Raw genomic sequence first — 12,179 nt, forward strand, 5'->3', positions numbered from 1 at the left:
TTTTCATATCCAGACCACCTGTGGGAAGTGTCCGACAGCCCATCTGGCAAGGCGTCGTGATCGGACAACCAGAATCGGACACCTGTCATAGTTGGCATGTCAGCCAAATTTGATCGTCGAAACGAGCATTGCGCAGAACATCAGAATGCCGAAGCGAAAGAGCAGATTGGACGTCCCTTTCACCGCGGCGTGCAGCTTGGCTGGCTCAGTGTGCTCGTAATACAGCCGCGTGACGTAGACGGCCGTCGGGATCGTCGCGAGCACCGCCAAGGCCCAAAACGTCAGCAAGTGGAACACCACCAAGACGACGACCAGCAAATAGGTCGTGGCAAAGACGCTGCCGAAGAGAATGCGGCCGCGTTCCCGTCCGAGCAGGATCGCAATGGTTCTGCGGCCTCCTTCTTTATCCTGGACCATGTCGCGGATGTTGTTGGCGAGCAGAATGGCTCCGATGAGGAGGCCAATCGGAATGGACAACACCGCCGCGTGCCATGTCACGACGCCGCTCTGCAAATAGAACGATATAAGTACGATCACGGGGCCCATCGCCGTGGCAGCCGCCAGTTCGCCAAACGGCGTGTAAGCCAACGGCCACGGTCCGCCTGAGTAAAGATAACCAATGCTCATCGACACGATACCGATGACGGCAAGCCACCAACTGGTTGTGGCGCAGAGATAGACGCCAAGCGCCAAGGAGATGGCAATCGAGAGCCAACCGAGCCCCAGGACCACGGAGGGACGCACACCGTCGCGAACGATGGTGCCGGCGATCCCGACCATGCGCTCGTCGTCAAGGCCGCGCTTATAATCGAAGTATTCGTTAAACATGTTGGTAGCCGATTGGATCAGCATGGATGCGAAGAGCATCGCGATGAATCGCCACACGTGAAAAGGGTAATATGGAACTGCGATGCCTGCGCCCACGAGGACGGGCACGATGCTCGCAGTCAATGTGAACGGGCGAAACAGCCGCCACCATACCCCGAATTTCGTCGTTGTCATCTTGTCACCTCGATCTCCATCGTCAGATGGCGATGATTCTATCATTCTAGGAATCCACCCGTAATCCTAGCATGCGACGGCGGCCGGGGCAATTCGGATTGTAGTGGGATTTTTGGCTCCTCCTTTTTTGATTCTCTATTGGACACGCTCTATAATTGAATTCGAACTTATGTGAAGGAGATGGTCGGATGACATTGCAATGGGAACGTGTCAAGGAATATACCGACATTATTTACGAGCGAGCGGAAGGAATTGCCCGCGTTACGATAAATCGCCCGGAAGTGCGCAATGCCTTCAGGCCGGAAACGGTCAGTGAGATGATCGACGCTTTCCAACATATTCGCGACGACTCCTCGACCGGCGTGGTACTGTTCCGCGGGGCTGGCGACCTAGCGTTTTGCTCAGGCGGCGACCAGCGCGTGCGCGGACATGGCGGGTATGTCGGCGGCGACCAGGTCCCACGTCTCAATGTGCTCGATCTTCAACGGCTCATTCGCACCTTGCCAAAACCGGTGATTGCAGTCGTCGCGGGTTACGCCATTGGCGGCGGCCATGTCCTGCATGTCTGCTGTGATCTCACGATTGCCGCGGACAACGCCGTCTTCGGCCAGACCGGGCCAAAGGTGGGCAGCTTTGACGCTGGTTACGGCATCGCGCTGCTCTCCCGGCTGGTGGGGCAAAAGAAAGCGAAGGAGATTTGGTTCCTCTGCCGCCAGTACAATGCGCAAGAGGCTTTGGACATGGGACTCGTCAATGCCGTTGTGCCTTTGGAACAACTGGAAGAAGAAAGCATCAAATGGGCGAAAGAGATTCTCGAAAAGAGCCCAATCGCAATCCGGTTCCTCAAAGCTGCGTTCAACGCGGACACGGACGGCGCGGCTGGTTTGCAGCAGTTGGCCGGTGACGCGACGATGCTGTTCTATATGACCGACGAAGCAAAAGAGGGCAAAAACGCGTTCCTCGAACGCCGCAAACCTGACTTCAGCAAGTTTGAACGATTGCCGTAAGCCGAAGCGTTGTTCGTGTGATTGGGGTTGTGTTTGATGTTGACAACTGAATCGAATTTTGCCATCGCCTTGCCAGATTGGCTCCAATCTCAGGCGAATCGGCGTCCACATCAACAGGCCATCGTGTCCCCCGATGGTGCGATGACGTATGACGAACTGATGCATGCCGCGTCCAATTGCGCGGCATCGCTTTATGATCGGGGCATTCGCGCAGGCCACCGCGTGGCCGTCGCGGCAAAGTCGTCGCTGCTTCATACGCTGGCGCTGCACGCGCTGATCCAGTTGGGTGCCGTGATCGTCCCGCTCAATTGGCGGCTCAGTCCAGAAGAATTGGCATTTCAACTCGGCGATTCGCAGGCTCGTGCACTGATGTACGACGATGGCGCGCGAGAGCTTGCGGATCGGATCATCAAGGCCTTCGGTCGGGATATCGGCGCGATCGCGATCGACGAACATCGGCGCTCCCAGACGACCGCCCTGGCGTCCGGCCCACTGGCTTCGGCGCCTTGGCGGCGCGAGTCGATACAACTCTCCGAGACCCATGCCATCGTTTACACGAGCGGCACGACAGGCAGGCCGAAAGGCGCGATGATTACCTATGGGAATCACTGGTTCAGCGCCATGGCGTCGGTTTTGCAGCTGGGGTTTGATTTGGAGGAGCGGTGGCTCGTCCCGATGCCGCTGTTCCACGTGGGCGGCATGGGTGTGTTGATGCGGAGTCTCATCTATGGAACGACGGTCGTCGCGCACAACGGATTTGACGTCGAACGGGTGAATCGAGCCTTGGACGAGGACGGAATTACCATCGCGTCGCTTGTGCCTGCGATGCTCAGCCGGCTGCTCGAACATCGCGAGGTCCCCTATCCAAAGACGTTGCGGTCCATTCTCCTTGGCGGCAGCGCTGCGCCGCGAGGCTTGCTGGAACGGGCGCTAACGCTTGGCGTGCCTGTCAATCAGAGTTACGGGATGACGGAAACCAACACGCAGGTCGTCACGTTGATGTCTCACGACGCATTGCGCAAGCTCGGCAGTTCCGGTAAGCCATTGGCCAATGTGTCCATCGCGATCGCGGACAAGGATGGTGTTCCAACGACGGAACCGGACATCGAAGGGGAGATTCTGGTCAGGGGCCCCAGCGTGATCGCAGGATACTTGAATCGGCCGGACGCGAATGAGCAGGCATTCCGGGGAGGCTGGTTCCACACGGGGGACATTGGCCGCCTGGACGACGAGGGCTATCTCTATGTGTTGGATCGCCGGAGCGACCTGATTGTTTCGGGGGGAGAGAATATCTACCCTGCCGAAGTCGAATCCGCCATAGGGAAACTTGAGGCGGTTGTCGAAGCCGCCGTTGTCGCGCGCGATGACGACACATGGGGGCAGGTGCCCGTGGCGTTTGTGGTGATTCGGGGGGATCGACCGCTGGATCTCGACGCGTTAAAGATGTCGTGGACGAAACAATTGCGGGAGAGACTGGCACACTACAAAGTGCCAAAGGCGTTTTTCATTGTCGACGAGTTGCCGCGAAACGCTTCGGGTAAGCTGTTGCGACGGGAACTGAGGGAGTTGGTGAAGCGTTGACTACGCTGCAAACGAGACACGCGGCCGTAAGAGACATCGAAGAAGCCGTCGCGTCGGAGTGGGCTGGCTCGGATGGGCGGCGGTTCAGTGGATACCGGCTCGTTCATGGCCAGGTTGCCTTCCCGCAGCGATTGTGCGAACTGTTGCGGTGGGAGACAACCCAGACCACCGTCTATTCGGCACTGCCGGACTCGGACGAGGAGACGTTTGGCGTTGGGGAGTTTCAGTTGGTGACAGCTCCGTTCGGAGAGCCGTGGGACAAGGTGAAATCAGAGATGATGGAGTGCCCGCTCCCGGAACCTCTGCGCTGGTTCGGCGCGTTCGCCTTCGGTGACAACGCCGCGCCCGGCGTGTGGTCGGAGTGGCCGCGGGCGTTCTGGTTTGTGCCTGCATTGACCTTGATCAAAACGACGGGCAGCGATGTCGCGGATGTATACTACGTGGCTGCGGAAACGGACTCTGAAGCGGATTGCAGGCAGGAACTCCGGCATCTCTTGGCCGGACTGGACGGGATCGAAAGAAATTCCGAATTTCAAGGCGGCTTGCCGCAGTCCGGTTCAGCCAGTGTGCGGCGTTTTGACACGCGCATCGGCGATGTCGACGACGAAGCGGCTTGGTCTGCCAAGGTCGATTCCATTTTGGACGCGATTGGAAAAGGCGGCGTGAGCAAGATTGTCCTCGCTCGCCAAGCTCTCGAACAGGTCGAACTGCCGTTGTCCGAAGCGGTGGAACGGTTGTCGCAGCGCTACGCGTCGAGTCACGTCTTCGCGTTGTTTCGGGGGAGTACCTGGTTTTTGGCGGCAAGTCCGGAACAACTGGTGCAGACGAAACAAGGGCGTGTGTATGTCGATTGCCTCGCCGGGACCACGCTGCGCGGCGATACGAGGGAAGAAGACGAGGCGTACGCCGCGGAACTGTTCGAGAGTCCTAAGAATAGGCGGGAGCACAAAGCCGTCGTGGATTTCGTGCGGGAACGGCTGGAGACCATCGCGGATCAACTGACGATTCCCGCCGAGCCCATCGTCAAACGCCTGCAAAATGTTCAACATTTATACACGCCTGTCGAGGGAACGCTCAAAGCAGGTTGTCACCTGTTCGACGCGGCGATGCTTTTACACCCGACGCCGGCTGTGGCCGGAGTGCCTAGAGATGTGGCTATCCAATGGATTGAAGCGACCGAAGGCTGGAACCGCGGGTATTACGCTGGCGCGTTTGGATCCGTGGACGCAAACGGCGATGGGCGGCTGCACGTGTCGCTGCGTTCCGCCTGCATCGCTTATCCAGACGCGGTCCTGTTTGCCGGGTGCGGGATTGTCGAGGGGTCTGATCCTCGGCAGGAGTGGGAAGAAAGTGAACTGAAACTGAAGCCGATGCGTTGGGCTATCCGCCGTCGGAGCTAGAGAGGGATATTTGTGAACCAAGACCTTTGGATTGTTCACGCCTTCGTCGACGGCCTGGTGGCATCCGGTGTTCGAAAAGCGGTGGTGTCGCCGGGATCGCGCAACACACCGCTGACGATCGCGCTGGCCGAACATCCTGATATCGCAGTGTATTCGCACTTGGACGAGCGTTCCGCCGCGTTCTTCGCGCTTGGCTTGGCGAAAGCGTCGGGGGAACCCGTCGCCATTGAATGCACATCGGGCACGGCCGCCGGCAATTACGTTCCGGCTGTCATTGAAGCTTACGAATCTCGCGTGCCCCTTCTGGTGATCACGGCGGATCGGCCGCATCAGCTGCGGGGCATTGGGGCGAATCAGGCGATTCAGCAACCAGGCATGTACGGCGAACACGTGAAGCGGGCGATTGAGCTTCCGGTGCCGGATGGGACGCCGCAAGGCGCGCGGTACGCGGTGAGCATGGCGGTGCGCGCCGTGTCGTTGGCCTGCGCTGAGCCTGCAGGTCCTGTACATATCAACTATCCGTTCGTCGAACCGCTGCTGCCGCCGCCTCGAAACGCGAGCGGGTTGAGGGATTCGGTGAAGATCGCGGATGTCCATATGCCCATGAAGCAAATTGCTTCACCAGCGGCGCGCGCAGTGCTCAAAGAGGCGTTGGAGCGCGCGCGACGGCCGGCCATTGTGATGGGGCCGCTTCGGGATGCGCAGTTCGCGCAGGCGATCGTCTCGTTCGCCGACAGGCACGGCATACCTGTGTTCGCGGACATTCTTTCGCAGGCTCGCGGGGTACAGGCACCATCGGTCGTCGCCCACTACGATCTCGTGCTGTCCGCGGCGCAAGATTTGGTTCCAAAGCTTGATCTGGTGATTCGATTCGGCGCAGAGCCCACGTCGAGGGCGCTGTCGGGCATGTTGGCGAACCTGGGGCCAGGGGTGTCGGTGTTCACGGTCGACGACACGTCCTGGTATCGCGACGCTTCTTCGTCGACGACGAGCGTGATCGTCGGCGATCTCGCCGATTGGCTGGCGACGGCGGAATTGAGCGCGCAGTGGATCGACGGATCGTACACAGCTTGGTGGCGCGACTCGGAGGCATCTGCGGCTGCGCTGGTGAACGAGTTCACCGACGAGCACTGGTTCGAGGGAGCGGCTGTTCGAGCGGCTGTGGAAGCCGTTCCATCGCACGGGCAGTGCTTTCTCGGCAACAGCCGCCCGATTCGCGACGCGGACGCCTTGGCGGTGCCGGCGGTGGGCGTGTTCGTCGACGCGAATCGGGGGGCCAGCGGAATTGACGGCGTGACGTCCACCGCGTTCGGGGAAGTGTGCGCCCAGCCGGATCGACCCACGGTGCTGTGCATCGGTGACGTTTCGTTTTATCACGATCTGAATGGGCTCTTGGCCGCGGATCGATTCGGCGCGTCGCTGACAGTCGTCCTGATTCACAACGAAGGCGGCGGTATCTTTCAGCACCTGTCGCAGGCTTCCCGCCAAGACGTTTTGCACTGGTTCACGACGCCGCACCACATGGCGTTTGAACCTATCGTGCAGGGCTATGGCGGACGGTATGTTCGCGTCGAAGGCTTGTCGGCGCTGCGGGAAGAGATTGGGAAATCCGTCGCGCGGAAAGGGCTTACGGTGATTGAGGCCCACTTCGGCAACGATGCGAGTGTCGCGGTGTACGCGCGGTTGCGGGAGAGACTCGGCGAGCGACTGCGAACGGGGGAACCGCGATGAAGGTATGGAAGGATATTCGCGGCGTGCGATACGCCGTCGCGTTGCACGGATCTGCTTCGGACGAGCCGCTGCTCGTCCTTCATGGTTTTACGGGGGCAAGTGAAAGTTGGGCGGAGTTCGCCGAGGCTGCTTCTCCGTCCTTCTATGTGATGGCACCTGATTTGTTGGGTCACGGCGATACGGATGCGCCTCTGGATCCCAATCGGTACGACATGGAGCAGGTCACGGCCGATCTCGCGGAGCTCATAGCCGCATGCGGTGTATCGAGGGCGCACGTGCTGGGATATTCGATGGGCGGACGTGTGGCGCTCGCCTTCGCTGTCTGCTATCCAGACGCCGTGAAGTCGCTGGTGCTCGAAAGCGCTTCGCCGGGCCTGGAAACGGAGGCGGAGCGGCGGGATCGAAGGGAGTCGGACGAGCGGTTGGCCAGTTCCATCGAACACGACGGCGTGCCTTCGTTTGCCGAGAAATGGGCGGATTTGCCGCTCTTTGCGTCGCAACGCCGACTGCCTGATTCGATCCGCCAAAGGCAGCAATCCATTCGGCTGCGCGGCACCGCGCAAGGCTACGCCAACAGTTTGCGAGGTCTCGGAACCGGGCGGCAGCCGTCGTATTGGCCATGTCTCCCGTCAGTGCGGATGCCGACGCTGCTCGTGACAGGATCGCTCGACGAGAAATTCTGCGCCATCAATCGCCGAATGCGCCTTCATTTGCCTGCGTCGAAGCACGTCGTGATCGACGATGCAGGACATACGCCGCATATGGAACAGCCGAAGGCGTTTGAGTCGCATGTGTTCGCTTTCCTTCATGACTGCCAAGGCCGCAATTCGGTACAATAGGGAAGTGTGATGAGAGGAGGAGCACCGTGCTGGGAATGGCTCAGTGGCAAAGCGCGTTAGCTGTCATTTGCATTGTGGTTGGCCTTGGCGTCGTCGTCAGCAAATTGACCGAGCGGCCGCGAATTCCAGATGTCGCGGCGTTTCTCGTTTTGGGAATCATTCTTGGTCCGTCTGTTTTACATATCGTACATACCAGCAGCCAATCGTCCGTGAATCAATTCATCATTTACCTGGGCGCCACACTGATTCTGTTCGACGGCGGCCGATCCGTCCGATTTGACGTGCTTCGTCAGGTGTATATCAGCATTTCGCTGCTGGTTACCGTAGGCGTCGTCGTGTCTGCGTGTATCGTTGGTGTCGGCGTTCACCTGCTGCTTCATCAGTCGTGGATCTGGTCGCTGCTGCTTGCCTCCATACTCGCGTCGACGGATCCGGCGACACTGATTCCAGTGTTTAAGCGCGTTCCAATCGTTGAACGCTTGCAGCAAACGATGGAGACTGAGAGCGCCTTCAACGACGCAACCGCATCCGTTCTCGTCCTTACACTCATGTCGACGGTGTTGACCGGATCGAATCTGTCCATCGGCCCCGCTGTTGGCACGTTTTTTCAGCAGTCGCTGGTTGGACTCGCCGTTGGCGCCGTGCTCGGCATGGTCGGGTTGTGGCTGATTTCTCCAAAGGCATGGGGAGTCCTGCACGATTTTTCCTCGATTGTCATGATTGTCTTGGCTATCACTTCTTACGTGATCTCCGCGCATCTGGGCGCAAGTGGGTTCATGGCCGCGTTCGCCGCTGGCGTGATCGTCGGCAACGCCGAATCGTTTGGCTGGGAACTGCCCGAACGTACCGCGATGCATCTCGATCACGCCGGCAACCTGATGACCACCATCATGCGGATCCTCATCTTTGTGTTTCTCGGCACACAGGTCGACTTTACCGTCGTCTACCATGATTTGTGGATAGGTCTCGCGCTTGTGGGAATTTTAATGTTTGTGGCGCGTCCGCTCAGCGTCCTGTCGACAGTGGTTGAAGATCGGAAGGCTCGCTGGCAATGGCGGGAAATTGTGTTCATGATGTGGGTTCGGGAAACGGGGGTTATTCCCGCGGCGTTGGCGTCGACCGCCGTTGCCGATCACGTTTCCGGCGCGGATATCATCATGGCGGTAACCTTTCTGGCCATCCTCGGCACCATTCTAGTGCAGGCGACGACGACAGGCACTGTCGCAAAGCGTCTGTCCTTGGCCCGCGAATCCGCGGAATGGGACTTGTGATCAAGTGATCCTGGATTATCTGTCCGGAGGTTCGTCTCTGGAATTTCGTCGAAACGTGTCTACAGTTTACAGATCCTTTACAAATACCATACGAAAATTAAACAAAGGGTTGCTATCCTTTCAGGCGGCAGGACAAACGACAACATGTGTCTACTAACGAGAAGGGGAGAACATTCTTGCGATATAACAAATTGCTTGCAGGTGTAACGGCACTTGTCGCCGTGGCTACTGTCGCCGGTTGCGGAACAAACAACACTTCCAATACGGCGAACACGTCCAATGCAACCACGAACACCAACAACGTGTCAGGAAATACCTCTGGCAATGCGAGTACGACTGCCAACGTGCAATTGGCTGAGACTGGGTCGTCGCTGTTGTATCCACTGTTTAACAGTCAATGGGTTCCCGCTTATCACAAGGTTGCGCCAAACGTCCAGTTGACGGCGGCTTCAACAGGAAGTGGTACGGGTATTTCTGATGCGACTTCGGGCACGGCCGATATCGGCGCCTCAGACGCCTATATGGCAGACGCGCAGATTGCGCAAACGCCGGATATGTTGAATATTCCGGTCGCCATTTCCGCGCAACAGATTATGTATAACATTCCAGGTGTGACTGGGCATCTGAAATTGACTGGCCCGGTTTTGGCCGACATCTACGAAGGAAAGATCAAATACTGGGACGACCAGGCGATTACGTCGCTCAATCCAGGAACGAAACTTCCACACTTGCAGATTGTCCCTGTTCACCGCTCGGACAGTTCCGGTGACACGTTCTTGTTTACGCAATTCCTCAGCGATACGGACAGCAACTGGAGCAAGACGATATCGTATAGCACGAGTGTATCGTGGCCAGGTGTTCAAACGGCGATTGGAGCGAAGGGCAACGACGGCGTCGTTGCGGCTCTCAGTTCGACCAAGGGTTCGATTGGTTACGTCGGTATCAGTTGGTTGGCGAAAGGTACGCAAGCAGGTCTGGGGTATGCGCAATTGAAGAACAAGGCAGGAAACTTCGTGTTGCCGACGACTGCGAACATTAAGGCGGCTGCGACACAGGGCGCCAAGCACGTACCTTCGGACGAACGGGTATCATTGATCGACGAGCCCGGAGCCAATTCGTACCCAATCATCAATTTCGAGTATCTGATCGTCAAGGACGACCAACCGTCTGCGGCAAAAGCGACGGCTCTGAAGAACTTTATGAAGTGGGCTATCGATCCGAGCAAGGGTAATTCGAGCAAGTACATGACGCCTGTCAACTTCTTGCCGTTGCCATCCAATGTGTATGCGAAGAGTGAAGTGCAGATTCAAAAGATTCACGGCTAATTCAGAACCATTCGGAGGCTGAGCATATGCGTCGAGTTTCCGGCGCCTCCAAGGCAGCGGATCGAATATTCCAAGTGGCTACCGCGATTTGCGCTGGTAGCCCCGTGGTATTTTTAGTGGCCATCGCGGGGATTGTCGTTTATCAATCGATCCCGACCATTCAATTCATGGGGTTGCACTTCGTCAGCGGCACCCAGTGGAATCTAGGCAGTTTGTATGGAGCTGTGACAAAGGTTCACGGTCACGAGGTTCCGGCGGGTGCGTCGTATGGAGCTCTGGTGTTCATCGCGGGCACGATGCTGACGTCTATCATCGCTCTTATAATCGCTGTGCCGATTTCCATTTTGACAGCCATGATTTTGGCGTACCAAGTGCGGGGAGCCCTTGGCTTCGTCTTGAGCATCCTCGTCGAGCTGTTGGCAGGTATACCTAGTGTCGTCGTCGGCCTGTGGGGTATTCTCGTTGTCGCGCCGTGGGTAAGCCATCATTTTGGAATTTTCATCAAAGATATTCTTGGCTTTATTCCGTTCTTTGGCGGCAACGTGGGCAGCGGCTACGGATTGTTGACGAGTGGAATTGTGCTGGCCATGATGATTGTGCCCATCATTACCTCGACCACGCGCGATCTCTTTTTACAAGTTCCCTTGCTCGCGCGCGAAGGCGGTCTGGGCATTGGCATGACGACCTGGGAAACGGTGCGCTACATCTCTATTCCGTACATACGGGACGGTTTTGTCGGGGCGGTTGCCCTTGGCTGGGGACGCGCTATGGGAGAAACCATGGCGGTCCTGATGGTGAGCGGAAACGCAATGAACATTCTTCCGCAGAACCTGTACAGCCCCATTTCGACGATGGCCGCGTTTATCGCCAATCAGCTCGACAGCGCGCAGACCGACGCGACAGGCATGGCGGTTCACGCATTGTCTGAATTGGCACTTGTCCTGCTCGTTATTACGCTGGCCACGAATCTGATTGCGCGCTGGCTCGTGCGTCCGCGCGGAGCACGGCGGAAAGTGGGTGTGTCCAGATGAGAAGAAGGAGACGCCGCAAGGTCTCATCCGTCGTTGGTTGGATTTTTGCCTGGCTGGCTGCAGGGCTGGTTCTCTTTGGCTTGTTTGATTTGCTTGCCACCGTGGTATGGAGGGGAGCCCGCGCGTTTCGCTTTTCGATGCTGGTGCAGCCGACGCACGGTATCGCTGGTGGTCTCGAGAACGCCATTATCGGTACATTCGAATTGGTGTTGATCGCGATTGTCTTCGCCGCTCCGCTCGGCATACTCGGCGGTGTGTATACCTCGGAATTCGCCGGGGCGAAAACAGCTTCTGTGATTCGTTTCCTTGCGGAAGTGTTGTCTGGGGTGCCTTCCATCGTCATCGGCTATTTTGGGTATCTGCTGATGGTTCTGGAATGGCATTGGGGATTTTCGGCCTTGGCGGGCGGCATCGCCTTGACCATCATGATGTTGCCGTATATTTTGCGAACGACCGAATCGAGTTTGCAGCAAGTGCCCTTAATGCAGCGAGAGGCTGCTTGGGCCTTGGGCATGACTCGTTTCCAGGCCATTTCGCGAGCGATTTGGCGGCCTGCGGCGGGCGGGATCGCGACAGGGTTGTTGTTGGCCATCGCCATTGGCTTGGGCGAGACTGCTCCACTGCTGTACACGGCAGGGTGGAACTCGAACAATCCGTCGTGGCAATTAACGCATTCGCAGGTCGGCTATCTCACGTATATCGCCTGGGATTACCTGGATCAACCGTATCCGGAGGCCAAGAACCTGGCTTACGCGGCTGCATTTGTTTTGCTCGTGATTATCCTCATCATTCAGCTTCTTGTTCGCGGTTTCGTCTGGCGTTCCTCCGGAAGAGGAGGCAATGGGCATTAAAGGGCCTTCAAAGCGCGTGGGTAGACGGACATGCAATTGAATAGTATATGCGGAGAGGGAATCGACACCTCTCCGTTTCTTACGTCTTAAGCCGCACTCCATTCCATGCAATCGTCGTGCCTTCACCCTGTATAGTTGTCC

At 57.8% G+C, this 12,179-nt stretch carries 10 protein-coding genes; 9 read left to right on the forward strand and 1 reads right to left on the reverse strand.

Annotation, left to right across the window (positions count from 1 at the left end; all coding sequences use genetic code 11):
* Positions 1 to 99: 99 nt before the first annotated feature.
* Complete coding sequence (locus tag AAC01S_RS10570) at positions 100 to 1,002, reverse strand: 1,4-dihydroxy-2-naphthoate polyprenyltransferase (RefSeq protein WP_067621835.1); 903 nt, start codon at positions 1,000 to 1,002, stop codon at positions 100 to 102.
* Positions 1,003 to 1,190: 188 nt separating this feature from the next.
* Here AAC01S_RS10570 and menB point away from each other — a divergent pair, with 188 nt between their 5' ends.
* The 9 genes from menB to pstA all read left to right on the forward strand — a co-directional run bounded on the left by menB (position 1,191) and on the right by pstA (position 12,038).
* Positions 1,191 to 2,009 (forward strand): 1,4-dihydroxy-2-naphthoyl-CoA synthase, encoded by an 819-nt coding sequence (menB, locus tag AAC01S_RS10575; protein ID WP_067621770.1) that lies wholly within the window; start codon positions 1,191 to 1,193, stop codon positions 2,007 to 2,009.
* Positions 2,010 to 2,045: 36 nt separating this feature from the next.
* A complete protein-coding gene (gene menE, locus AAC01S_RS10580; RefSeq protein WP_067621772.1) occupies positions 2,046 to 3,590 on the forward strand; it encodes an o-succinylbenzoate--CoA ligase in 1,545 nt (514 codons plus the stop codon).
* Positions 3,587 to 4,990: an isochorismate synthase gene (locus AAC01S_RS10585; RefSeq protein WP_067621774.1), complete on the forward strand. Its 1,404-nt coding sequence runs from the start codon at positions 3,587 to 3,589 to the stop codon at positions 4,988 to 4,990. The genes menE and AAC01S_RS10585 overlap by 4 nt, the downstream gene beginning before the upstream one ends.
* 12 nt (positions 4,991 to 5,002) lie before the next feature.
* The gene (menD, locus tag AAC01S_RS10590; RefSeq protein WP_067621776.1) at positions 5,003 to 6,721 is read left to right on the forward strand and encodes a 2-succinyl-5-enolpyruvyl-6-hydroxy-3-cyclohexene-1-carboxylic-acid synthase; all 1,719 of its coding nucleotides are present in this window, start codon (positions 5,003 to 5,005) and stop codon (positions 6,719 to 6,721) included.
* On the forward strand, positions 6,718 to 7,560 hold the full coding sequence (gene menH / locus AAC01S_RS10595) for a 2-succinyl-6-hydroxy-2,4-cyclohexadiene-1-carboxylate synthase (protein WP_067621778.1): 843 nt from the start codon (positions 6,718 to 6,720) through the stop codon (positions 7,558 to 7,560). Before menD ends, menH begins: the two co-directional genes overlap by 4 nt.
* A gap of 35 nt (positions 7,561 to 7,595) precedes the next feature.
* Positions 7,596 to 8,831: a cation:proton antiporter gene (locus AAC01S_RS10600; RefSeq protein WP_245630176.1), complete on the forward strand. Its 1,236-nt coding sequence runs from the start codon at positions 7,596 to 7,598 to the stop codon at positions 8,829 to 8,831.
* A gap of 176 nt (positions 8,832 to 9,007) precedes the next feature.
* Positions 9,008 to 10,156, forward strand: coding sequence for a phosphate ABC transporter substrate-binding protein PstS (pstS, locus tag AAC01S_RS10605; protein ID WP_067621782.1), 1,149 nt, complete (start codon positions 9,008 to 9,010; stop codon positions 10,154 to 10,156).
* A gap of 26 nt (positions 10,157 to 10,182) precedes the next feature.
* The gene (pstC, locus tag AAC01S_RS10610) at positions 10,183 to 11,187 is read left to right on the forward strand and encodes a phosphate ABC transporter permease subunit PstC (RefSeq protein WP_067621784.1); all 1,005 of its coding nucleotides are present in this window, start codon (positions 10,183 to 10,185) and stop codon (positions 11,185 to 11,187) included.
* Positions 11,184 to 12,038: a phosphate ABC transporter permease PstA gene (pstA, locus tag AAC01S_RS10615; RefSeq protein ID WP_067621786.1), complete on the forward strand. Its 855-nt coding sequence runs from the start codon at positions 11,184 to 11,186 to the stop codon at positions 12,036 to 12,038. The genes pstC and pstA overlap by 4 nt, the downstream gene beginning before the upstream one ends.
* Positions 12,039 to 12,179 lie beyond the last annotated feature (141 nt).

Origin of the sequence: Alicyclobacillus acidiphilus NBRC 100859 (genome assembly GCF_001544355.1) — a bacterium.
Classification (GTDB): Bacteria; Bacillota; Bacilli; order Alicyclobacillales; family Alicyclobacillaceae; genus Alicyclobacillus; species Alicyclobacillus acidiphilus.

Bases quoted from the DNA above. Each gene is read 5' to 3' on its own strand.
- menE (WP_067621772.1), top strand. From the start codon at position 2,046: ATGTTGACAACTGAATCGAATTTTGCCATCGCCTTGCCAGATTGGCTC.
- menB (WP_067621770.1), top strand. From the start codon at position 1,191: ATGACATTGCAATGGGAACGTGTCAAGGAATATACCGACATTATTTAC.
- AAC01S_RS10600 (WP_245630176.1), top strand. From the start codon at position 7,596: ATGGCTCAGTGGCAAAGCGCGTTAGCTGTCATTTGCATTGTGGTTGGC.
- pstA (WP_067621786.1), top strand. From the start codon at position 11,184: ATGAGAAGAAGGAGACGCCGCAAGGTCTCATCCGTCGTTGGTTGGATT.
- menH (WP_067621778.1), top strand. From the start codon at position 6,718: ATGAAGGTATGGAAGGATATTCGCGGCGTGCGATACGCCGTCGCGTTG.
- pstC (WP_067621784.1), top strand. From the start codon at position 10,183: ATGCGTCGAGTTTCCGGCGCCTCCAAGGCAGCGGATCGAATATTCCAA.
- AAC01S_RS10570 (WP_067621835.1), bottom strand. From the start codon at position 1,002: ATGACAACGACGAAATTCGGGGTATGGTGGCGGCTGTTTCGCCCGTTC.